Origin of the sequence: Mycobacterium sp. GA-2829 (assembly GCF_001499965.1) — a bacterium.
Classification (GTDB): Bacteria; Actinomycetota; Actinomycetes; order Mycobacteriales; family Mycobacteriaceae; genus Mycobacterium.
Map to the genome: position 1 here is coordinate 48,498 of NZ_LQIT01000035.1, position 21,984 is coordinate 70,481.

Here is a 21,984-nt window from a genome sequence, read left to right on the forward strand (position 1 = left end):
CGGATTTCGTTGTGTCTGTGCGGGTCACACCTTCTTCATGTAGAAGGGCATTCGGATCTGCGGCCACTGGTTGCGGCCACACGACCCGCTGGGGCCCAGGGTCTGGTTCTCCCCGGTGTACTCGACGGAGTCCCTGTTGTAGTGCCCGTCGAAGCCGACCGGGTAGATCTTGTAGATGCGCAGACCCTCCACCGGTTGGCCGTCGGCGCAGAACCGCCAGTCCGGCACCGTCCGCTTGACGTACCACAGACCGTTGGTGGTGTAGATGGGCGCGCTCCACCCGGCATCGCTGGTGACCGTGCCCGCACAGTCGTTGGGGGATGAGCACACGGTGGTGATCGTCCACATGCTGCGTTCACCCGGCTGTACTTCGAAGCGTTCGTTGACCTTCGCGCGGTCTCCGTTGGACGACGTGGCGAACGTGCCGTTGATACCCCAGTCGTCGCTGGCGGCCGCGGGCGCCGCGGTGGTCATTCCGAGCACCGCGGTGATTCCGGCGATTGCGGCACCGGCCTTGATCTTGGCCGACATTGGCGTGACTCCTCTGCCCGACAGAAGTGCAGGTCTCGATCGATCAGGCTATCAGTTTCGGCACACAACCGTTGCGCATCAAGCGGATTCGCCCGCTGCGCGGGCAATCTCGGGTGAACCCGTGAGTTCCGAAAGCCGGTGTGGGAAAGTAGGTGTGTGCGTATGACCATGGTGGCGGCGACCGCGGCGGTCGTCGGCGGGATGTTGACCGCACCGCAGGCGAGTGCGGAGCCGCAGACGTGTAACGATCCCTTCTGCGTTCCGGGTATCACGCCGAACGTGGTGCAGGGGTCGTACTGCAACAACACCACCTACTACGTGTTCGGCACGGCGGTCGCCGGCGCCTCGACACGGGCCGGGCGTCTGTTGTTCTGCGGGTCGCCCCGCCGGTACGAGCCGCGGTGGTTCCGCTCACCACCGATGGCCGGTATCCGCACCGAGGGCAGCGACTGCACCAACTACCTGGACCAGGTCGCGCAGGCGCCCGACGGTCTGTTCCTGGCCTGCGTCCCGAAGGACGGCCGGACGCTGTGGCGCCGTGGGGATGTCTGAGTAGCGGCCCTACCAGTTCCGGATCGAGCACAGCGCCCCGCGCGTGCCGCTGGCCGTCTTGACGACCGTACCGTCAACGCTCAGTTCGCAATTCAGCTTCGGGGCCTGCAGTTCCGGCGACTCACCGCTCTGCACCAGGACCAGCGCCCACATCGTCGGATCGGCCAGCCGGGTCTCGAACACCCACGGCCGGTCCGGCCCCACGTCGGCCTCCACCTTCGGGCTGAACACGTACGGGTTGTGGCTGTAGTCGGAGAACGTCGGGGGGTCGACCTCGCGGTAGTAGATGTCGACGTAGAACGGTGCATCGGCGGTGACGGTGTACCGCACATCGTGCAGCACGGGTTGCGCCGCCGCGGGTGCGGCGAGGGCCGTACCGGTCAACATCAACGCGGCGGTGAGCGCCATCGTGGTACGCATCGTCACATCCTCGTCAGGCTGATGGGGTAGACGCGCTGACCGCCGGGCGCACCGTCGCAGCCGGCGCCGAATGAGGAGATCATCTCGCCCGCCAGGGTCACCGCGTCCCACGTGTACACGTCGTGGGTGGGGATGGTCGGCCCGTAGTAGATGTCCCCGCACCGCAATCCGAACGGATCGTCGATGACCATCGTGTACCGACCGTCGGCCAGCCGGGCTTCGGCGTGGGTGTAGAGCGCCTTGGCGATCGGCTGTGGCACGGTCACCACCACGATGCAGTCGGTCCGCTTGGAGTTGTCCGGATTACGGCACGGGGCGATCGCCGAGAAGATCCAGGTGTGGAAGTCCCTGCGGTCCGGGATGTTCAGCCCGTAGTTGCCGAGGTACATCGCCGCCGACGCCGGCGGAGCGCCGAGCACCCCGCCGACGAGGAGCGCGACGCCGAGGACCGCAGCACCCGTGCGGCGGCCGAAAACCGTTGGTCGCCATGGCGTAACCGGTCTTCTCATGGCCGGAGAATACCAACCACGGCGGGGCCGCGACCGGGGAACGGCCGGATGCGGCACACCGGATCACTCGCCGCTGAACGTGATGTGCAGATCGGTCAGGCCGCGCAGGATGAACGTCGGTTCGTAGGTGTAGTGACGATCCTCGCGCGGACCGTGGTGCTGTTCGTCGATGCTGATCTCGCCCAGCCGGTCCAGCAGCCGCTCGATCGACACCCGGCCCTCGACGCGGGCCAGCGGTGCGCCCGGGCAGGAGTGGATACCGCGGCTGAACGCCAGGTGTTCGCGGACGTTGCGGCGGTTGATGTCGAACTCGTGGGGATTGTCGAACCGCCGCGGATCCCGGTTCACCGCACCGGGACTCACCATCACGGTGGTACCGGCGGGAGCGTCGACATCGCCCACCTTGGTGCTCTTGCGGGCCATTCGGAACACCGTCTTGACCGGGCTGTCCATCCGCAGGCATTCCTCGATGAAGTTCGGGATGCGGCTGCGGTCTGTCCGCAGCACCTCCTGCAGTTCGGGGTGGTCACCGAGGACGCGCAGCGCCGCGCTGAGCAATTTGGCCGTGGTCTCCTGGCCGGCCGCGAACAGGAACGTCGCGGTCCGCACCACGTCGACGACGTCGGGCGTCGAACCGTCCGGATACTTCGCGGTCGCGATCGAGGTCAGCACGTCGTCGCGCGGATTGCTCCTGCGGTCCTCGATGTATTGGGCGAACTTCTCGTCGGCCCAGGCCAGCGGATTGGTGACGATGGTCTCGTGGTCGAGCGCGCCGATGCGCGATCCCGGCCGCTCCGCGCCGAACGCCTCGCGGAAGCCTTCGTGGTCCTCTTCGGGGACGCCGAGGAGGTCCGCAACGACCAAGAGCGAGAACGGTTTTGCGTACGCGGCGAGAAACTCACACTTGCCGTCGGCGATGAACTCGTCGATGTGGCGGTCGGCGAGCCGCCACATGAAGTCCTCGTTCTCCTTGAGCCGCTTGGGCGTCAGCAGCCGGGACAGGATCGACCGGGCGTCGGTGTGCTGTGGGGGGTCCATGGTGACCATGTGCTCGAACATCGGGATCTCGGTGCGGTGCGCCTCGATCTGTGCGCAGATGTCGTCGCCCTCGGGGGTGAACGGCATCGGGGTGAACGGACCCATCACCGAGATACACGAGGAGAACGACTCGGTGTCGCGGTAGACCGCGTTGGCCTCGTCCCATCCGGTGACCGCCACGACTCCGTAGTGCGGTTCCTTGACCACCGGGCACTTCGACCGCAGATGGTCGAAGTACGGGTGCGGATCGGGGACGAGTGAAGGGTCGGTGAAGTAGTCGACGTTGTCGAAATCAGTTGTCATGTGCAGAGTTCCTTCCCGAACCTTCGCAACATTGCTGAGCACTTGCTTAGCATGGGGGTAGAGTCGTGGTCAAGGTCGTTCCGCATACGATCGGCGTTGTGGCACGGGCGGTCTCGGACGGGCGAGGAGGCGAGGTGGCGATGACTTCGCAGCGCAGGATCGGTGCGCCCGACGCCAAGAACCGCGGGGTGCTGCTCGACGCCGCCGAACGGTTGATGGTCGAGGAGGGCTACGCCGCGGTCACCTCCCGGCGGCTGGCCGAACGCGCGGGACTGAAACCGCAGTTGGTGCACTACTACTTCCGCACGATGGACGACCTGTTCGAAGCCGTGTTCCGGCGCAGGGCCGAGGAGGGCCTCGAGGTGCAGTCGCGGGTGCTGGCCGCGCCGCAACCGCTGTGGGCGCTGTGGCGCTTCAGCACCGATCCGGCGGCCACGCGGCTGACCATGGAGCTGATGGGGCTGGCCAACCACCGGCCCGCGCTGAGGGAGATGATCGCGGACTACGCCGAACGGTTCCGCGTCGAACAGAACAAAGTGCTCGCCGCCGCGCTCGCGCGTTACGGCGCCGACGTGTCGGAGGTGCCGCCGGTGGTGTGGACGGTGATCGCCACCAGCGTGTCGCGGGTGCTGGTGATGGAACAGGCGCTGGGCATGTCGGCCGGGCACGCCGAGGCGTGGGCGTTCTGCGAGCAGTGGCTGCGCCGGCTCGAAGGCGAGTTCCGGCCCGAGGACGCGGTCTTCTAGTCGCACCACCGGACGCCTGGCGCGCGGCCTCGCCCACAGACCGGTGGTCTGCGTCCCGGTGTGGGCGAGTGTCATCGTCCCCCTAGGTCGTCATACGGACAGGATCGTCGCCGATGCGGTGCCGGGTGCGCCGTACACCTGGGCCAGACCGACTTTCGGTTCACCGGGCACCTGGCGGTCGCCCGCCTCACCGCGCAGCTGGCGGACGATCTCGTGCACCTGACGCAGCCCCGATGCGCCGATCGGCTCACCGTTGGCGATCAGTCCGCCGTCGGTGTTGACCGGGATCGACCCACCGATCTCGGTGGCGCCGTCGGCGAGCAGCTTCTCCTGCTCCCCGTCGGCGCACAGCCCCGTCTCGGCCATGTGGATGACCTCGGCGCCTGCGTCGGTGTCCTGCAGCTGCGCGATGTCGACGTCCTCGGGTCCGATCCCGGCGATCTCGTAGGCGGCGCGCGCGGCGTAGACCGTGGGGGAGACGTCCTCGTCGAGCGGCGCGGAGGTGGCGTGCACCTCGTAGGCGCCGAACGTCCTGGTGCGGATCTCACTGGCGCGCAGGAAGACCGGCTTGTCGGTGAACTTGTGCGCGATGTCCCCGCGGCACATGATCACCGCCGCCGCACCCTCGTCGGGCGCGCAGAACATGTACTGGCGCAACGGGTAGTTCAGCACCGGTGAGGCCATGATCTCGTCGACCGAGATCTCCTTGCGGCGGAACGCGTTCGGGTTGAGCGCACCGTTGCGGAAGTTCTTGTTGGCCACGCGGGCCAGCGTCTCCTCCGAGATGCCGTGCTTGTGGATGTAGTGGTTGGCCTTCATTCCGAAGAACTTGGTGGTGACGAACTGCCCGTTCTCCGCATACCACTGGGGCAGGGCGAGTTTGGCGGGGTCGTCGGTGAACGCGCCGCGGGGATGCTTGTCCAGTCCGATCGCGATGCCGATGTCGTACTTGCCCAGCCGGATCGTGTCGGCGGTCTGCTGGATCGCGCTGGCCGCGGTCGCGCACGCATTGAAGACGTTGGTGAACGTGATCCCCGTCAGGCCGACCAGCCGGGTGACCGCGTCGGGGTTGGACACCTCGTAGCTGCCGCCGAAACCGAACTGGATGTCCTTCCACTCCAATTTGGCGTCGGCGAGCGCGGTCTGGATCGCCTCGGCGCCCATCTGCATGGCGGTCTTGTCGAACCTGCCGAACGGGTGCAGGCCGACGCCGATGATGGCTACGTCGTTCATGTCTCGACTGTTCCTTTCGACCGCGCGGGTCAGACCGGCTGGAAGGCGAACGTGACGACGTCCTCGCCGTCCTCGTCCTTGGTGAACGGGATCATGGTCAGCTCGACCGGCATCCCGAATTCGAGTTTGTCCGGATCGTTCTCAGTCAGCCTGCCCTCGACGCGCACCACGTCATCGAGCTGGACGAGGCCGACCCCGAACGGGACGAAGTCCTTACCGGTCGGCCCCTTGTAGGGCGCCCCGGGCGGGAAACCCTGTGTGGTCCAGGCGATCAGCGTGCCGCGCCGCGGCAACAGCACCTGCGACATCTCGCCGGCGCTGCACTTGGGGCAGTGGTCCTGTACCGGGAAGGTGGTGGCCGCGCAGCGTCCGCAGCGGCTGCCGATCAGGTGGGGCTGATCTTCGGGCCAGGTCGAGATCTCGGGCGCGAGCGCCTTCGCCATGCGTCGTCCTCCGTGTCCGGGCAGGCCGCAACCCCGCGCACCTGCACATCGATGACATTAATGGGAAATGTCATTCTCGTCTAGAGAGAACCGGTCATCGCCGCCGTCGCGACCGCTATGTGGCGCGCTTCATCACCTTGTCGGCGGCCACCCAGTGCTCGTCGGCGACCCAGAGCCGGGCGAAGGCGGCGATGGCCTCGGTCGCGGGCACCCCGTCGATGACCCGCTTGATCTCGCCGGCGGGCCGGTTCGCCAGCGCGCGGGCGATCGCGCGCCACGCCTCGTCGAAGCCCTCGCGGGGCAGCACCGTGTCGACCAGGCCGAGCTCGAAGGCCTCGGCGGCGGTCAGGATGCGGCCGGTGCCCGCCAGCAGCAGTGCCCGGCTCTTTCCGACCAGTTCGGCCAGCCGTTCGGCGCCGCCCCATGCGGGCATGATCTCCAGCGACACCTGGTTGAAGCCGATCCGGATGTCGTCGGCCGCCACCCGGATGTCGGCGGCCACCGCGACCTCGGCGCCGCCACCCAGCGCGTGGCCGTTGAGGGCGGCGACCACGGGGCCGGGGAAGGCCGCGATCCGGTCGCAGATCGTGCGCATCCGCAGCGCCATCGCCGCGGCCTCGGCCTCGGTGCGCAGCGCGCTGAGTTCCTTGAGGTCGCCGCCGGACACGAATGCCCGGTCACCGGCGCCCGTCACGGCCAGCGCCCGTGCCCCGCGGGCCCCGTCGAGCGCCTTCTCCAGCTGCCCCATGGTCTCGAGCGAGATGGCGTTGCGCGCGTGCGGTCGATCGATCGTGATGACGGCCAGACCGTCCTGTACCTCGAGGTCGACCATCAGACGTTCTCCCAGTTCGGTATTGGCATTCTCGGCTGCGGAGAATAGCATCACCGGCAGGGGTGCCGGTGCGAGTAGAAGCGGCGGCGCAAACGGCTGAGGGACTATGCGCACAATTCCGGTTGAGCTGATCAAACGGTACGAGCAGGAAGGGTGGTGGACACCCGAAACGCTGGGCGAACTCCTCGCGCGGCATCTCGCGACCGGGGCGGACGTCGGCTTCTACGTGCACTCGGAGGTCCGCCCCTACCGCGGCACCTTCGGCGACGTGGAACGGCAGGCCCGCAGGCTCGCCGCCGGCCTGCGGCGGCGCGGTGTCGGCCCCGGCGACGTCGTCGCGCTGCAGCTCCCGAACTGGGCCGAGGCGGCGATGGTGTTCTGGGCCTCGGCCTTCCTCGGTGCCGCGGTGGTGCCGATCGTGCACTTCTACGGCCGCAAGGAACTCGGCCACATCATGGCCAGCGCGCGCCCCAAGGTCTTCGTCACGACCGCCGAGTTCGGCCGCATGCAGTTCCAGCCGGATCTGTGTGCCGACGTGCCCATCGTCGCGCTGGTGGGGGAGTCGTCGTTCGACGATCTCTTCGACGCCGAGCCGATGGCCGAGACCAGCCACACCGATCCGGCCGGGCCGGCGTTGATCGCGTTCACCTCCGGAACCACCCGCGACCCCAAGGGCGTGGTCCACAGCCACCAGACGCTGGGCTTCGAGACGCGCCAACTCCTCGAGAACTACCCGTCCGACCGGGGCAGACAGCTCACGGCCACGCCCGTCGGCCACTTCATCGGGATGGTCGGCGCGTTCCTCATCCCCGTCCTCGAGAACACCCCCGTCGACCTGTGCGATGTGTGGGATCCCGGCAAGGTGCTCGGGCTCATCGAATCCGAGGGGCTCTCCGTCGGCGGCGGACCGCCGTACTTCGTCACCAGCCTGCTCGACCATCCCGACTGCACACCCGCGCACGTCGCACGGTTCACCACGGTCGGGCTCGGCGGGTCGACGGTGCCCGCGGCGGTCACCCGGCGGCTCGCCGACCTCGGCTTGTTCGTCTACCGGTCCTACGGCAGCACCGAACACCCGTCGATCACCGGATCGCGGCCCAGCGCGCCCGAGGACAAGCGGCTCTACACCGACGGCGACCCGCGACCCGGAGTGGAGATCCGGCTCACCGACGACGGCGAGATCCTCTCGCGCGGACCCGACCTCTGCCTCGGCTATACCGACGACGCGCTGACCGCCGCGGCCTTCGACGAGGACGGCTGGTACCACACCGGTGACGTCGGCGTCCTCGACGACGACGGCTACCTCACGATCACCGACCGCAAGGCCGACGTGATCATCCGCGGCGGCGAGAACATCAGCGCACTCGAGGTCGAGGAGGTGTTGCTGGGCATGCCCGCCGTCGCCGAGGCCGTGGTGGTCTCAGCGCCCGACGCCCGCCTCGGCGAACACGCGGCCGCGGTGCTGCGGATCCGCAGCGGGCACCTGATGCCGAGTCTGGACGAGGTCCGCGCGCACTTCGAGCACGCCGGGGTCGCCCGGCAGAAGTGGCCGGAGGAACTGCACGAGGCCGTCGACGACTACCCCCGAACCGCGAGCGGCAAAGTGCAGAAAGTGCTCATCCGGCAGCGGATCCGCGACTACAGCACCACACGGGACATTGCAGCCTTCTCGTAATGAGAATACGATTCTCTCGATAAGCAAAGGAGTTTTCCATGGGTCAACTGTCACACCGGGTCGACATCCCGTTCCCGTTGTTCGATGCGGACAACCACCTCTACGAGCCGCCGGAGGCGATGACCAAGTACCTCCCCAAGGAGTACAAGGACGTCGTCCAGTACGTCGAGGTCAATGGACGGACCAAGATCGCGCTCAAGGGGCAGATCTCCAACTACATCCCGAACCCGACGTTCTCGGTGGTCGCCAAGCCGGGTGCGTGGGAGGAGTACTTCAAGTTCGGCAACCCGGACGGTAAGAGCAAGCGCGAACTGTTCGGCGAGCCGATGAAGGCGATCCCGGCGTTCTTCGAGCCCGAACCGCGCATCAAGGTGATGGACGAGCTGGGCGTCGACCGCAGCCTGATGTTCCCGACGCTGGCCAGCCTCATCGAGGAGCGGCTGTCCGACGATCCGGTCGCCATCCACGTCATCATCCACGCGCTCAACGAATGGCTGCACGAGGTCTGGGGCTTCAACTACCAGAACCGCATCTTCACCACCCCGGTGATCACGCTGCCCATCGTCGAGAAGGCGATCGAAGAGCTCGAGTGGGCGGTCAAGCGCGGTGCTCGCGCCATCCTGATCCGTCCGGCGCCGGTGCCCGGCTTCCGCGGTCCGCGCTCGTTCGCGCTGCCCGAGTTCGACCCCTTCTGGGAGCGGGTCGTCCACCACGACATCTTCGTCGGCATGCACTCCAGCGACAGCGGTTACTCGCGCTACACCTCGGAATGGGACGGCGCGCAGCAGGAGATGCTGCCGTTCCAGACCAACGCCATGGGCATCCTCAACGAGTGGCGTCCGATCCAGGATGCGGTGGCCTCGTGGGTGATCCACGGTGCGCTGTTCCGCTTCCCGACGCTCAAGGTCGGCATCGTCGAGGCCGGCTCCAAATGGATGTTCCCGCTCCTGGACTCGATGGCCGAGGTCTGGAAGAAGGCTCCCGAGGCCTTCCTCGGCAATCCCATCGAGGAGATCAAGAACCGCATCTACGTCAGCCCGTTCTACGAGGAGGGCATCGACGACCTGATCAACCTGATCGGCGTCGACCAGGTGCTCTACGGTTCGGACTGGCCGCATCCGGAGGGCCTGGCGGAGCCGACGCACTACGTCACCGCGCTCGAGCACCTGTCCGTCGAGGACCAGGCGAAGATCATGGGCGGAAACCTGGGGCGTCTCGTCACCACGTGACGTACGTACCGACCTGGGACACCATCCCCGAGATGGTGTTGAGCGCAGCGGACCGGTTCGGCGACGCCGAAGCCGTCGTCGACGGTCCGCTGCGCTTGACCTTCAGCGACGTTGTCGACCGGATCCGTTGTGCGGCAGGTGCATTCGCCGACCTCGGCATCGAAGCCGGTGACCGGGCGGCGATCTGGGCGCCCAACTCGGCCGAGTGGATCGTCGCGGCGTTCGGGCTGCTGACCGCGGGCGGGGTACTGGTCCCCGTCAACACCCGGTTCAAGGCCGACGAGGCGGCCGACGTGATCACGCGCAGCGGCGCCAAGGCGGTGCTGGTGCAGCAGGGCTTCCTCGGCGTGGACTACCGGGCCCCGTCGGGGGTGCCGGTGATCGACCTCAAATCCGGCTTCCTCGGCAGCGGAGAGCCGTTCGAGCGCAAGGTCGAGGGTTCGGCGATCTCCGACATCATCTTCACCTCGGGGACCACCGGTCGTCCCAAGGGCGTGATGATGAACCACCGGCAGAATCTGCGCCTCTACGAGGAGTGGTGCAACCTCGCCGATCTGCGCCGCGGTGACCGCTACCTGATGGTCAACCCGTACTTCCACACCTTCGGATACAAGGCCGGGCTGATCGCGTCGTTCATCCGCGGGGCGACGATGGTGCCGGTTCCGGTGTTCGACGTCCACGCCGTCGTCGATGTGATTGCCGCGGAACGCATCACGATGTTGCCGGGGCCGCCCACGCTGTACCACTCACTGCTCGCCGTCTCCGACAAGTCGAAACTGTCCACGCTGCGCGCCGGCGTCACCGGCGCCGCGGACATCCCGGTGGAACTGGTGCGCCGCGTGCTCGAGGAACTGCCGTTCCAGACGCTGGCCACCGGCTACGGCCTCACCGAGGCGGGCACGGCCACGCTGTCGCGTCTCGGTGACTCGTTCACCGACATCGCCACCACCGTCGGCACCGCATGCGACGGCGTCGAGGTCCGCATCGCCGACGACGGCGAGGTGCTGATCCGCGGCTACACGGTGATGCAGGGCTACCTCGACGACCCGGCGGCCACCGCCGAGGCCATCGACCCCGATGGCTGGCTACACACCGGGGACCTCGGCACCCTCGACGACGCCGGCCGGCTGCGGATCGTGGGCCGCAAGAAGGACATGTTCATCGTCGGCGGGTTCAACGCCTACCCGGCCGAGATCGAGGGCTTCCTGCTCGAGCACCCGGCCGTCGCCCAGGTCGCCGTGATCGGTGTTCCCGATGAGCGGATGGGGCAGGTGGGCAAAGCGTTCGTGGTGCCGCAGAATCAGGCGGGCGGTGTGACCGCCGAGGACCTCATCGGATGGGCCCGTGAGAAGATGGCCGGGTTCAAGGTGCCGCGGTACGTCGAGTTCCGCGAGTCGCTTCCGCTGAACGCCACCGGGAAGGTGATGAAGGATCTTCTGCGCTGAGCATTCGCACAGTAGGGGAATGGCATTTCCGCTGCAAAACGGCCCTTTTCTGGCGATCTGGACATGAGGTATCGTCGCGGCGATACCCTTGAGCGGTAATGCCGTTCTCATTCAACATGTTCAACCGACAAGGAGGTCGCGTGCCTTTCCGCAAGCGAGCCTCATCGGTGCTCGACGGCGACGGGATCGAAGACCGCGCCGCTGAGTCCGATTTCGCCGACATCGACGACGCACTGGCCCGCGCGGAGCAGGCCGAGGCCGAGGCGGCCGAGGCGGAGGCCATCGCCTCCGCGGCCCGTGCCCGCGCTCGCGCGCTGAGGTTGCGGCGGGAGGCCGAGGCCGCCGCGCGCACGCCGCAGGCCGACACCGCCGAAGCCGAAACGCCTGAAGCCCTCGAGTCGGCGGAGACGCCCGACGCCGAGGCCGAGGCGGCCGAGGAGCCCGCCGTCGTCGCGCCTGCCGAAACACCGGCCGCACGCGGTCGACTGTCGCGCGTGCCCTGGCGGGTGATCGCCTACACCGTCACCGCACTGTTGACGGTCGCGCTGGTGGCCGTGAGCGTGTTCATGTTCGTGCAGCACCGGCAGGCGCAGGCCGAGCAGCAGCGCTCCGCCGAATTCGCCGCCGCCGCGCGTCAGGGTGTGGTCACGCTGATGTCGTTGAACTTCAACACCGCCAAGGACGACGTCGCGCGCATCATCGACAACGCGACGGGCAAGTTCAAAGAGGACTTCGAGGCCAGCGCCGCGGATTTCACCACGGTCGCCGAGCGGTCCAAGGTGGTCACCGAGGCCAACGTGAACGCCGCGGCCGTCCAATCGATGACCGACAACTCCGCAGTGGTGCTCGTCGCCGCCACCTCCCGGATCACCAACGAGACCGGCGCCAAACAGGATCCCCGGACCTGGCGGCTGATCGTCGACGTGGTGCGCGACGGTGACCGGATCAAACTGTCGAAGGTGGAGTTCGCGCCGTGACCGACAACGACGAGACCAAGGTCGACGAAACAGAGGTCGACGAAACAGAGGTCGACGAAACAGGGGTCGACGAGACCCTGACCGAAGAAGAGCAGGCCGACCAGACCCCGCCGGCGGCCCCCGCGACCAAGCCCGCACGACGGACGAAGAAGTGGCTCGCGCCCGTCGCGGCCGCCGTCGTGCTGCTGGCCTCGGCGTCCGCCGCCGGCTACCTGTACTTCTTCCAGTACCGGGTCGACCAGCAGACCGACCCTGAGGCGGCGCGGGTGGCGCTCGACGCGGCCAAGGACGGCACCGTCGCATTGCTGTCCTACGCGCCGGAGACCCTCGACCAGGACTTCGCCACCGCCAAATCACGGCTGACCGGGGACTTCCTCGACTACTACACCGACTTCACCGAGAAGGTGGTCGCCCCTGCGGCCAAGCAGAAGTCGGTGAAGACCGAGGCCACCGTCGCGCAGGCGGCGATGTCGGAGATCAACCCGGACTCGGCGGTCGCGCTGCTGTTCGTGAACCAGGCGACCACCAGCCAGGAGAACCCGGACGGCGCCTTCGCGTCGAGCAGCATCAAGGTCGGCCTCACCAAGATCGACGGTGCGTGGCTGATCTCGTCGTTCGACCCTGTGTGACCCCTGGCAGGTGGCCAGGAGCGGTTTGCTTGGAATGGTCCACGGGTACCTCGCGATCAGTCGAACAGATCGGGAGGCCAGCATGCCGAAGACGACGAAGAGCGGTCAGGCCAAGAAGAACGAGTTGCCCAGCACGCTGAAGAAGTCCGGCGCCAAGGCGCAGCGGACCTTCGCCAAGGCCCACGACTCCGCTGCCGACGAGTACGGCGAGGGCGAGCGGGCGCACCGCGTGGCCTACAGCGCGCTCAAGCACAGCTTCGAGAAGGTCGGCGACCACTGGGAGCCCAAGGACGAGAAGGGTCCGTCTGACCAGCGCGCGAAGAGCGGCGGCCCGAACGCCAAGGGGGACACCGCCGAGGGTGTCGACGCGAACTCCTCGAAGAAGCACCTCGTCGAGGTGGCGCGCCGCCTGGACATCTCCGGGCGCTCGACGATGACCAAGGACGAGCTCGTCTCGGCGATCAAGAAGGCCAACCGGCGCGAGTCCGCGCGTAAGCGTTAGCGCTCCAAGCTCTCCAGCAGCATGCGCTCGTGGTCGCGGCGCATCTCGCGGCGGGCTTTTCCGCGGGTGATCAGGATCCCCACGGTCGCCAGCGCCCACACCGCGTACTGAGTCAGCCACGCCCACCGGAACGATTCGAACGAATAGCCGCCCGCGGCGTCGAGGATCTGGCCCATCACCTGCATGATCACCAGCGACGCGAGGAATCCGCCCATGTTGACCATGCCCTGGGCGGTGCCGAGCGTGGCGCTCGTGTTGAATGTCCGCGCGAAGTCGAACCCGACCATCGAGCCCGGGCCGCCGACCGAGATCACGACCACCAGCGTCACCAGCAACCACAGCGGCGCAGGGCCCGGCAGGGCCAGCACGATCGTCCACAGCAGTGCGTTGGAGCCGATGATGCCGAGCACCAGCCAGGACCGGCGGTGCGGATGCCTGCCGGTGAGGATGCCGATCACGGTGCCCGCCACGATGGCCGACACCACCGACACCGACAGCAGCGTGCCCGCCGTCGCCGTCGACACCCCCTGCGCGACGGTCAGGTAGGGCACCCCCCACATCAGCGCGAACACCGTCACCGAGAACTGGGTCCCCATGTGGGTGAAGAAGCCCAGCCGGGTGCCCGGCCGCAACCACACGGTCTTGACGCTGCGCAACGTGTCGCCGACCGTCCCGCTCGGCTCGGGCACATGCCGTCCCGAGGGGGTGTCCTTGACCAGCAGCAGCGTCAGGATCAGCGACACCACGCCGAACGCCGCCACCGACGTGTAGGCGGTCGTCCAGCCCGCGACGCCGAGGATTGCCAGGAAGGGCACCGCGGAGAGCACCTGGCCGAGCTGCCCGCAGATCCCGGTCAGCTGCGTGACGAGCGGGATCTGCTTGGGCGTGAACCAGTGCGGCACCAGCCGCAGCACCGAGATGAACGTCAACGCGTCGCCGAGGCCGAGGACTGCCCTGGCCGCGATGGCCGCGGGTAGCGATTCGCTCACCGCGAGCGTGAGCTGGCCGGCCGCCATCAGGGCCGCGCCGGCGATGATGAGCACCTTGGACCCGAAGCGGTCGAGCAGGACACCCGCGGGCACCTGCGCGGCGGCGTAGACCACGACCTGCAGGACGACGAAGGTGGCCAGCACACTCGGGGTGGCGGAGAACCGTTCGGCGGCGTCGAGGCCGGAAACCCCGAGGGTGGTGCGGTCCATGACGGCGACGATGTAAGCCAGCAGTCCGGTGGCCCACACGATCCAGGGGCGCACGCGAACCTCCGCCGAATAGTGAATGTTTCCTCCACCCATGGTGTCGCAGATACCCGCCACTGACGAGCTTCTCCGGGTGTGACGTTCGCTGCGTGCGCCGGCGGCCCGCGCTCAAGATCAGTGCTTGAGTTGGCTGAAATTGCACATCTGCGTCGAGCCGTGCGACCTGGGATCGATGTTGTTCCTGTTCACGGCCATACCGTGCGGTTTGGTCGATTTACCTGTGATGTTGCCCGGAATTCGCTCGTTTGGGCGTACCGCGGGTACAGTGTGCTGTGCCGCGATTCGGAGCCGATGGGCGGGAGGAGGTTGCGGGGACGTGGTCGAGTACCGCCTGAACGAGCTCTCGCGACTCTCCGGTGTGAGTACTCGCAATATCCGCGCCTACCGCGAACGCGGACTGCTGGACCCGCCGCGCCGTCAGGGCCGGTCGGCGTACTACAACGCCTACCACCTGGCGCAGTTGGACACGATCAACCAACTCCTGCGCCGAGGGTTCAGTTCGGCCCACATCGCCGAGTTCTTCGCGAGCATGCGGGCCGGCGCCGACCTGGCCGACATCCTGGGATTGCAACGTTCGCTGTTCGTGGCCGAGGACAAGCGCGACGAGGCCACGACGCCCGTTCGCGCGGTCGACATCGACCCCGCCGGGGAGGACGCGGGCCGGCTCGTCACCTACGGGCTCGCCGACATCGTCGACGGCCGCGTCGTGTTCACCGATCCCACGCTCGCCGCGATCGTCGGCCGTGCGGCCGATCCGATGCTCTACGTCCGGGCCATCCTGCGGATCGAGGCCGCCACCCGTCGGGACGTCGACAGCCTGGCCGAGGTGGTCGCCGACTCCCTGCAGGAGTGCATCGAGGCACGCTTCGGGCCCGAGCGCGCGCCCGAACCCCTGGAGATGCACCGGATCGTGCAGGACTACCGCGAACTGGCCAACCGGCTCGTCGCCCGGCATCTCGACAAGGCGCTGCAGGCGCAGGTCCGCCGCCGCAATTGATGCCAATGTGACCAGTGGCGTTGATGTGAATCCTGAGGCGCCCGTCGTACTCTGTGACGCGTGTCGATCACGCGGCGTCAGATGCTCAAGGCGGCCGCACCCGTCGTCCTCGGTATGAGCGCGGGGTTGCCCGCCTCCGCGACGGCGGCCGCGCCCTCAGCGGCCGCCGAACCGCTCGGAGTTCTCCTCGACTACGCGGCGGGCGTGCTCAAGGCGAGCGACATCCGGGCCGCAGGCGCCCTCGGAGCTATCCGCTATGTCTCCGACCGCAGGCCGGGCGGGGCGTGGATGCTGGGTAAGCCGATCCAGCTGCCGGAGGCCCGCGACCTGTACCAGAACGGGCTGAAGATCGTCTCGTGCTACCAGTTCGGGAAGGCCGACACCGCCGACTGGCTGGGTGGTCAGAGCGCCGGGGTGCAGCACGCCAAGAGGGGGTGGGAGCTGCACGTGGCCGCGGGTGGCTCCTTCGGCGCTCCGATTTATGCCTCCATCGACGACGACCCCAGCTTCGAGCAGTACAAAGCGCAGGTGGCGCCCTACCTGAAGGGCTGGGAGGCGGTGCTCGGACATCAGCGCGTCGGCATCTACGCCAACTCCAAGACGATCGAGTGGGCGATCCAGGACGGCCTCGGCGCCTACTTCTGGCAGCACAACTGGGGCTCACCCGGCCGGGTGGCCCACCCCGCCGCGCACCTGCACCAGGTGGAGATCGACGCCCGTCAGGTCGCGGGCATCGGTGTGGACGTCAACCACATCCTGAAGCCGCAATTCGGCCAGTGGGACTGAAAACCTTACCGATCGGTAAGTACGTTCAGCAAACTTTTCTGCCGCGTCGTCCCGTCCGACTGGACAGATCGGCGTCTGCTGTCGACCCGTCATCGGCTCTGACCTCGCCATTCGAGTGACGAAAATTTCAGATAACGATTTGGTAACGATGCGGCCGTGATCAGCACGGTTATAGCTACTCGACCGTAACCACCCGCCAACAGGACGTTTGTCACGGAAGCCGTCCGCGCCGTCTGAACAGGGCGTTACCCAAGCCGTGGTTACCCGAGCGTAGAACTCGCCAGTAACCGTTTCGGCGGCCCGGTGACCCCGTTTCCTTATGCCACTCTTAGTGGGGCTGGAATGTCCGCCGAGCAGACGTTCGCGACACCGGCCAGCCGGATTCGACGCCGAATCGCCGCGGGTGCGCCGCAGAGGAGCGCAGGCCCGCCACAGACCACCCGAACACACCGACGTCCGTGAGCAGTACACGCGAGCGCGAGAGCACCACCGAGGGAGATAACACCAAGTGACGATCTACGAGCATGACCGGGTTTCCACGGGCTGGGACGACGAGTCCGGAACCAAGAACACGCATGCGCTCGTGGATCGGTTGACCGCGGGCGAGCCGTTCGCGGTCGCCTTCGGCGGGCAGGGCAGCGCGTGGCTCGAGACCCTCGAGGAGCTGGTGTCCTCGACGGGGATCGAATCCGAACTGGCCACCCTCGCCGGCGAGGCCGAACTGCTGCTGGAGCCGGTGGCCAAGGAACTGGTCGTCGTCCGCCCGATCGGCTTCGAGCCGCTGCGCTGGGTGCGCGCGCTCGCCGCCGAGGAGCCGGTCCCGACCGCCAAGCAACTGACCTCCGCGGCGGTGTCCGTCCCGGGTGTCCTGCTGACCCAGGTCGCCGCGGTGCGCGCCCTCGCGCGCCAGGGCATGGACCTGTTCGAGACCCCGCCGGTGGCGATGGCAGGCCACTCCCAGGGCGTGCTCGCCGTCGAGGCGCTCGCCGCACGCGGCGCCAAGGACGTCGAACTGCTCGCACTGGCCCAGCTGATCGGCGCAGCGGGCACGCTCGTCGCGCGCCGCCGCGGCATCATGGTCCTCGGCGACCGCCCGCCGATGGTCTCGGTCACCAACGCCGATCCCGAGCGCATCTACGAGCTGCTCGAGGAGTTCAGCCAGGACGTGCGCACGGTGCTGCCGCCGGTGCTGTCGATCCGCAACGGCCGCCGCTCGGTCGTCATCACCGGCACCCCCGAGCAACTGTCGCGCTTCGAGCTGTACTGCAACCAGATCGCCGAGAAGGAAGAGGCCGAGCGCAAGAACAAGCTGCGCGGCGGCGCGGTGTTCGCACCGGCCTTCGATCCGGTCCAGGTCGAGGTCGGCTTCCACACCCCGCGCCTGGCCGACGGCGTCGACATCGTCGGGCGCTGGGCCGAAGCCGTCGGGCTCGACGTCACGCTGGCCCGCCAGATGACCGAGGCCATCCTCGTCAACCAGGTCGACTGGGTCGACGAGGTCACCGATTTACATGACGCTGGAGCTCGGTGGATTCTGGACCTCGGGCCCGGGGACATCCTGACCCGCCTCACCGCCCCCGTCATCCGCGGACTCGGGGTCGGCATCGTGCCCGCCGCCACCCGCGGCGGCCAGCGCAACCTGTTCACCGTCGGCGCCGTGCCCGAGGTGGCGCGCCCGTGGTCGAGCTACACCCCGACCGCCGTGGCACTGCCCGACGGTTCGGTGAAGCTGGCGACCAAGTTCACCCGCCTCACGGGCCGCTCGCCGATCCTGCTGGCCGGGATGACCCCGACGACCGTCGACGCCAAGATCGTCGCCGCCGCCGCCAACGCCGGCCACTGGGCCGAGCTCGCCGGCGGCGGCCAGGTCACCGAGGAGATCTTCAACGACCGCATCGTTGAGCTCACCGAGCTGCTCGAGCCGGGCCGGTCGATCCAGTTCAACTCGCTGTTCCTCGACCCGTACCTGTGGAAGCTGCAGCTGGGCGGTAAGCGCCTGGTGCAGAAGGCGCGGCAGGCCGGCGCCCCCATCGACGGCGTCGTCGTCACCGCGGGCATCCCGGAACTCGAAGAGGCCGTCGACCTGATCGACGAGCTCAACGGCATCGGCATCAGCCACATCGTGTTCAAGCCGGGCACCGTCGAGCAGATCCGCTCGGTCATCCGCATCGCCGCCGAGGTCCCCACCAAGCCGGTCATCGTGCACATCGAGGGCGGCCGCGCCGGTGGCCACCACTCCTGGGAGGACCTCGACGACCTGCTCCTGACGACCTACTCGGAGCTGCGGTCGCGGTCCAACATCACCATCTGCGTCGGCGGCGGCATCGGCACGCCCGAACGCGCTGCGGAGTACCTGTCCGGCCGCTGGTCGCAGGCCTACGGCTTCCCGGTCATGCCCGTCGACGGCATCCTGGTCGGCACCGCGGCGATGGCCACGCTCGAGGCCACCACTTCGCCGGCGGTCAAGCAGCTGCTGGTCGACACCAAGGGCACCGATCAGTGGGTCGGTGCGGGTAAGGCGCAGGGCGGGATGGCCTCCGGGCGCAGCCAGCTCGGCGCGGACATCCACGAGATCGACAACGCCGCCTCGCGCTGCGGCCGGCTGCTCGACGACGTCGCCGGCGACGCCGACGCGGTCGCCGCCCGCCGCGACGAGATCATCGCCGCGATGGCAGGCACCGCCAAGCCCTACTTCGGCGACGTCGCCGACATGTCGTACCTGCAGTGGCTGCGCCGCTACGTCGAACTCGCCATCGGCGACGGCGACAGCACCGCCGACACCAGCCGCGGCGATTCGCCGTGGCTCGACATCACCTGGCGCGACCGGTTCGCGCAGATGCTGCAGCGTGCCGAGGCCCGTCTGCACCCGCGCGACCACGGGCCGATCACGACCCTGTTCGACTCCGACGAGCTGCTCGAGGATCCGCAGGCCGCGCTCGACGCGCTGGCGGGCGCGTACCCGGACGCCGGGACCGTGCTGCTGCACCCGGCCGACGTGCCGTTCTTCGTCCAGCTGTGCAAGACCCCGGGTAAGCCGGTCAACTTCGTGCCGGTCATCGACAAGGACGTGCGCCGCTGGTGGCGCAGCGATTCGCTGTGGCAGGCCCATGACGCCCGCTACACCGCCGACCAGGTCTGCATCATCCCCGGCACCGCCGCGGTCGCGGGCATCACCCGCGTCGACGAGCCGGTCGGTGACCTGCTCGACCGCTTCGAGCAGGCCGCTATCGACGAGGTACTGGCCCACAACGGCGACCCGCGTCCGGTGATCAGCCGCCGCGAAGGCCGCACCGATGTGACCGGGCCGCTCGCCGTGCTGCTCGACGCCCCCGACGTGCTGTGGGCCGGCCGCACGGCCGTCAACCCCGTGCACCGCATCGCCGCACCCGCCGACTGGCAGGTCCGCGACGAGGGCCGCACCGCCACCCACGCGTCCACCGGCGCCCGCCTCGACGTGGCCGACGACTCCCACGTCACGCTGAGCGTCCCGCTGTCGGGGACGTGGATCGAGATCCGCTTCACCCTGACCGACGTCATCCGCACCGGCGGCGCCCCGCTGGTCACCACCGAGGACGCCGCGACCGCGATGCGCGCCGTGCTCGCCATCGCCGCCGGGGTGGAAGAAGGTCCGTCGGGCCTTCCGCCGGTTCAGGACGGCGCTGCCACCGTCACCGTCACCTGGGATCCGGAACTGGTCGCCGACCACACCGGCGTCACCGCCACCTTCGGTGCGCCGCTGGCGCCGACGCTGACCGTCGTGCCCGACGCGCTGGTCGGCCGCTGCTGGCCCGCGGTGTTCTCCGCGATCGGCTCCGCCGCCACCGAGACCGGCTTCCCGGTCGTCGAGGGTCTGCTGAGCCTGGTGCACCTCGACCACGGTGCGCACCTTGTCGCGGCGCTGCCCGACCAGCGGGCCGAACTGACCGTCACCGCCACCGCGGGTACGGCCACCGACACCGAGGTCGGCCGTGTCGTCCCGGTCTCGGTCACCGTCGCCGACGCGGACGGCACCGTGCTGGCCACCCTCGAGGAGCGCTTCGCGATCCGCGGCCGCAACGGCGCCGCCGAACTGACCGACCCGGCCCGTGCTGGCGGTGCGATCTCCGACAACGCCACCGACACCCCGCGCCGTCGACGCCGCGATGTCACCGTCGGCGCGCCCGTCGACATGCGGCCGTTCGCGGTCGTCTCGGGTGACCACAACCCGATCCACACCGACCGCGCCGCCGCGCTGCTCGCCGGTCTGGATTCGCCGATCGTGCACGGGATGTGGCTCTCGGCCGCCGCCCAGCACGTCGTCACCGCCACCGACGGCAAAGCCGTCCCGCCTGCCCGCCTCGTGGGCTGGACCGCCCGGTTCCTGGGCATGGTGCTGCCGGGCGACGAGATCGAGTTCCGCGTCGACCGCGTCGGCATCGACGTCGGCGCCGAGGTGCTCGAGGTGACCGCGAAGGTCGCGGGCGAGCTGGTCATGTCGGCCACCGCCCGGTTGGCGGCGCCCAAGACCGTCTACGCGTTCCCCGGCCAGGGCATCCAGCACAAGGGCATGGGCATGGAGGTCCGCGCCCGCAGCAAGGCCGCCCGCAAGGTGTGGGATTCGGCGGACAAGTTCACCCGGGAGACGCTGGGCTTCTCGGTCCTGCACGTGGTGCGCGACAACCCGACCAGCCTCATCGCCTCCGGCGTGCACTACCAGCACCCCGAGGGTGTGCTCTACCTGACCCAGTTCACCCAGGTCGCCATGGCGACCGTCGCCGCGGCGCAGGTCGCCGAGATGCGCGAACAGGGTGCGTTCGTCGAGGGCGCGATCGCCTGCGGTCACTCCGTCGGCGAGTACACCGCGCTGGCCTGCGTGTCCGGGGTGTACGAGCTCGAGGCGCTGCTCGAGGTGGTGTTCCACCGCGGCAGCAAGATGCACGACATCGTGCCGCGTGACGACCTCGGCCGCTCGAACTACCGCCTGGCCGCCATCCGGCCCAGCCAGATCGACCTCGACGACGCCGACGTCAAGGACTTCGTCGCCGAGATCGCGGCGAGTACTGGTGAGTTCTTGGAGATCGTGAACTTCAACCTGCGCGGTTCGCAGTACGCGATCGCCGGGACGGTCCGCGGGCTCGAGGCGCTCGAGGAGGAGATCGAACGGCGCCGCGAGATCAGCGGCGGCAAGCGGTCGTTCATCCTGGTGCCCGGTATCGACGTGCCGTTCCACAGCTCGGTGCTGCGGGTCGGTGTGGCCGACTTCCGCCGTTCGCTGGAGCGGGTCATGCCGCGCGACGCCGATCCGGAACTGCTGATCGGCAAGTACATCCCGAACCTGGTGCCCCGGCCGTTCACGCTCGACCGCGACTTCGTCCAGGAGATCCGCGACCTGGTGCCTGCCGAACCGCTCGACGAGATCCTCGCCGACTACGACACCTGGCGTGCCGAGCGGCCGCGCGAGCTGTGCCGCAAGATCGTCATCGAATTGCTGGCGTGGCAGTTCGCCAGCCCGGTCCGGTGGATCGAGACACAGGACCTGCTGTTCATCGAGGAGGCCGCGGGCGGACTCGGGGTCGAGCGGTTCGTCGAGATCGGCGTGAAGTCGGCGCCGACGGTGGCCGGTCTGGCGACCAATACGCTGAAGCTGCCGGAGTACTCGCACAGCACCGTCGAGGTGCTCAACAGCGAGCGCGACGCCGCGGTGCTCTTCGCCACCGATACCGACCCCGAACCGGAGCCCGAGGCCGAAGAGGCGGCACCGGCCGCCGAGGCCGCTCCGGCCGAGGCGCCCGCGGCAGCGGCTCCCGCCCCCGCCGCCCCGGCGGCCCCCCCCCACCGCCCCCCTACCCCCCCCCCCCAACCCACCCCGGCCGGGCTACCGGTCGATGGCGCGGTCGAGTTC

19 protein-coding genes are annotated in these 21,984 nt (G+C 68.5%); 11 read left to right on the top strand and 8 right to left on the bottom strand.

All coding sequences use genetic code 11. From position 1 onward, the window contains the following. Nucleotides 1–24: 24 nt before the first annotated feature. A complete protein-coding gene (locus AU194_RS20805) occupies nucleotides 25–531 on the bottom strand; it encodes a hypothetical protein (protein ID WP_059091161.1) in 507 nt (168 codons plus the stop codon). Nucleotides 532–693: 162 nt separating this feature from the next. On the opposite strand from AU194_RS20805, the gene AU194_RS20810 reads away from it, so the two are divergent. After that, nucleotides 694–1,083: a hypothetical protein gene (locus AU194_RS20810; RefSeq protein WP_059091162.1), complete on the top strand. Its 390-nt coding sequence runs from the start codon at nucleotides 694–696 to the stop codon at nucleotides 1,081–1,083. A gap of 9 nt (nucleotides 1,084–1,092) precedes the next feature. On the opposite strand, the gene AU194_RS20815 is transcribed toward AU194_RS20810, so the two are convergent. From AU194_RS20815 to AU194_RS20825, 3 genes are all read right to left on the bottom strand, one after another. Beyond that, nucleotides 1,093–1,503: a hypothetical protein gene (locus AU194_RS20815; RefSeq protein WP_059091163.1), complete on the bottom strand. Its 411-nt coding sequence runs from the start codon at nucleotides 1,501–1,503 to the stop codon at nucleotides 1,093–1,095. 2 nt (nucleotides 1,504–1,505) lie between these two features. Next, the gene (locus AU194_RS20820) at nucleotides 1,506–2,012 is read right to left on the bottom strand and encodes a hypothetical protein (protein ID WP_059091164.1); all 507 of its coding nucleotides are present in this window, start codon (nucleotides 2,010–2,012) and stop codon (nucleotides 1,506–1,508) included. A 63-nt stretch (nucleotides 2,013–2,075) separates the two neighbouring features. Next, complete coding sequence (locus tag AU194_RS20825; RefSeq protein ID WP_059091165.1) at nucleotides 2,076–3,353, bottom strand: cytochrome P450; 1,278 nt, start codon at nucleotides 3,351–3,353, stop codon at nucleotides 2,076–2,078. Nucleotides 3,354–3,493: 140 nt separating this feature from the next. Here AU194_RS20825 and AU194_RS20830 point away from each other — a divergent pair, with 140 nt between their 5' ends. Further along, the gene (locus tag AU194_RS20830) at nucleotides 3,494–4,099 is read left to right on the top strand and encodes a TetR/AcrR family transcriptional regulator (protein WP_059091180.1); all 606 of its coding nucleotides are present in this window, start codon (nucleotides 3,494–3,496) and stop codon (nucleotides 4,097–4,099) included. Between the two features lie 90 nt (nucleotides 4,100–4,189). Here the strand turns inward: AU194_RS20830 and AU194_RS20835 are convergent, their stop codons facing one another. The 3 genes from AU194_RS20835 to AU194_RS20845 all read right to left on the bottom strand — a co-directional run bounded on the left by AU194_RS20835 (nucleotide 4,190) and on the right by AU194_RS20845 (nucleotide 6,607). Continuing rightward, nucleotides 4,190–5,332, bottom strand: a complete 1,143-nt coding sequence (locus AU194_RS20835) for a thiolase family protein (RefSeq protein ID WP_059091166.1) — start codon at nucleotides 5,330–5,332, stop codon at nucleotides 4,190–4,192. Nucleotides 5,333–5,361: 29 nt separating this feature from the next. Continuing rightward, on the bottom strand, nucleotides 5,362–5,775 hold the full coding sequence (locus tag AU194_RS20840; RefSeq protein WP_059091167.1) for a Zn-ribbon domain-containing OB-fold protein: 414 nt from the start codon (nucleotides 5,773–5,775) through the stop codon (nucleotides 5,362–5,364). 115 nt (nucleotides 5,776–5,890) lie between these two features. After that, complete coding sequence (locus tag AU194_RS20845) at nucleotides 5,891–6,607, bottom strand: enoyl-CoA hydratase/isomerase family protein (RefSeq protein ID WP_059091168.1); 717 nt, start codon at nucleotides 6,605–6,607, stop codon at nucleotides 5,891–5,893. Between the two features lie 106 nt (nucleotides 6,608–6,713). Here AU194_RS20845 and AU194_RS20850 point away from each other — a divergent pair, with 106 nt between their 5' ends. The 6 genes from AU194_RS20850 to AU194_RS20875 all read left to right on the top strand — a co-directional run bounded on the left by AU194_RS20850 (nucleotide 6,714) and on the right by AU194_RS20875 (nucleotide 13,064). Further along, nucleotides 6,714–8,282: an AMP-binding protein gene (locus AU194_RS20850; RefSeq protein WP_059091169.1), complete on the top strand. Its 1,569-nt coding sequence runs from the start codon at nucleotides 6,714–6,716 to the stop codon at nucleotides 8,280–8,282. Nucleotides 8,283–8,320: 38 nt separating this feature from the next. Further along, entirely contained in the window at nucleotides 8,321–9,511 is a 1,191-nt protein-coding gene (locus AU194_RS20855) for an amidohydrolase family protein (RefSeq protein ID WP_011561038.1), read from the top strand. A gap of 32 nt (nucleotides 9,512–9,543) precedes the next feature. Then, the gene (locus AU194_RS20860) at nucleotides 9,544–10,956 is read left to right on the top strand and encodes a FadD3 family acyl-CoA ligase (RefSeq protein ID WP_231743513.1); all 1,413 of its coding nucleotides are present in this window, start codon (nucleotides 9,544–9,546) and stop codon (nucleotides 10,954–10,956) included. A 140-nt stretch (nucleotides 10,957–11,096) separates the two neighbouring features. Beyond that, the gene (locus AU194_RS20865; protein ID WP_059091181.1) at nucleotides 11,097–11,933 is read left to right on the top strand and encodes a hypothetical protein; all 837 of its coding nucleotides are present in this window, start codon (nucleotides 11,097–11,099) and stop codon (nucleotides 11,931–11,933) included. Beyond that, nucleotides 11,930–12,562, top strand: coding sequence for a hypothetical protein (locus AU194_RS20870; RefSeq protein WP_059091171.1), 633 nt, complete (start codon nucleotides 11,930–11,932; stop codon nucleotides 12,560–12,562). The genes AU194_RS20865 and AU194_RS20870 overlap by 4 nt, the downstream gene beginning before the upstream one ends. A gap of 82 nt (nucleotides 12,563–12,644) precedes the next feature. Further along, entirely contained in the window at nucleotides 12,645–13,064 is a 420-nt protein-coding gene (locus AU194_RS20875) for a ChaB family protein (RefSeq protein ID WP_059091172.1), read from the top strand. Here AU194_RS20875 and AU194_RS20880 read toward each other — a convergent pair. After that, entirely contained in the window at nucleotides 13,061–14,317 is a 1,257-nt protein-coding gene (locus tag AU194_RS20880; protein ID WP_059091173.1) for a nitrate/nitrite transporter, read from the bottom strand. The two genes, AU194_RS20875 and AU194_RS20880, sit on opposite strands and share 4 nt — an antisense overlap. A 319-nt stretch (nucleotides 14,318–14,636) precedes the next feature. Here AU194_RS20880 and AU194_RS20885 point away from each other — a divergent pair, with 319 nt between their 5' ends. From AU194_RS20885 to AU194_RS20895, 3 genes are all read left to right on the top strand, one after another. Then, nucleotides 14,637–15,317: a MerR family transcriptional regulator gene (locus AU194_RS20885; protein ID WP_231743509.1), complete on the top strand. Its 681-nt coding sequence runs from the start codon at nucleotides 14,637–14,639 to the stop codon at nucleotides 15,315–15,317. 60 nt (nucleotides 15,318–15,377) lie between these two features. Beyond that, nucleotides 15,378–16,103, top strand: coding sequence for a DUF1906 domain-containing protein (locus AU194_RS20890; protein ID WP_231743510.1), 726 nt, complete (start codon nucleotides 15,378–15,380; stop codon nucleotides 16,101–16,103). 508 nt (nucleotides 16,104–16,611) lie between these two features. Beyond that, nucleotides 16,612–21,984, top strand: a 5,373-nt coding sequence (locus tag AU194_RS20895; RefSeq protein ID WP_231743511.1) for a fatty acid synthase subunit beta domain-containing protein, incomplete at its 3' end; no start/stop codon positions are given.

What these genes read in the sequence shown, in the direction of transcription:
- AU194_RS20850 (WP_059091169.1), top strand. Translation starts at nt 6,714, where the DNA reads ATGCGCACAATTCCGGTTGAGCTGATCAAACGGTACGAGCAGGAAGGG.
- AU194_RS20835 (WP_059091166.1), bottom strand. Translation starts at nt 5,332, where the DNA reads ATGAACGACGTAGCCATCATCGGCGTCGGCCTGCACCCGTTCGGCAGG.
- AU194_RS20805 (WP_059091161.1), bottom strand. Translation starts at nt 531, where the DNA reads ATGTCGGCCAAGATCAAGGCCGGTGCCGCAATCGCCGGAATCACCGCG.
- AU194_RS20840 (WP_059091167.1), bottom strand. Translation starts at nt 5,775, where the DNA reads ATGGCGAAGGCGCTCGCGCCCGAGATCTCGACCTGGCCCGAAGATCAG.
- AU194_RS20810 (WP_059091162.1), top strand. Translation starts at nt 694, where the DNA reads ATGACCATGGTGGCGGCGACCGCGGCGGTCGTCGGCGGGATGTTGACC.
- AU194_RS20815 (WP_059091163.1), bottom strand. Translation starts at nt 1,503, where the DNA reads ATGCGTACCACGATGGCGCTCACCGCCGCGTTGATGTTGACCGGTACG.
- AU194_RS20825 (WP_059091165.1), bottom strand. Translation starts at nt 3,353, where the DNA reads ATGACAACTGATTTCGACAACGTCGACTACTTCACCGACCCTTCACTC.
- AU194_RS20830 (WP_059091180.1), top strand. Translation starts at nt 3,494, where the DNA reads ATGACTTCGCAGCGCAGGATCGGTGCGCCCGACGCCAAGAACCGCGGG.
- AU194_RS20855 (WP_011561038.1), top strand. Translation starts at nt 8,321, where the DNA reads ATGGGTCAACTGTCACACCGGGTCGACATCCCGTTCCCGTTGTTCGAT.
- AU194_RS20845 (WP_059091168.1), bottom strand. Translation starts at nt 6,607, where the DNA reads ATGGTCGACCTCGAGGTACAGGACGGTCTGGCCGTCATCACGATCGAT.
- AU194_RS20860 (WP_231743513.1), top strand. Translation starts at nt 9,544, where the DNA reads ATGGTGTTGAGCGCAGCGGACCGGTTCGGCGACGCCGAAGCCGTCGTC.
- AU194_RS20875 (WP_059091172.1), top strand. Translation starts at nt 12,645, where the DNA reads ATGCCGAAGACGACGAAGAGCGGTCAGGCCAAGAAGAACGAGTTGCCC.
- AU194_RS20820 (WP_059091164.1), bottom strand. Translation starts at nt 2,012, where the DNA reads ATGAGAAGACCGGTTACGCCATGGCGACCAACGGTTTTCGGCCGCCGC.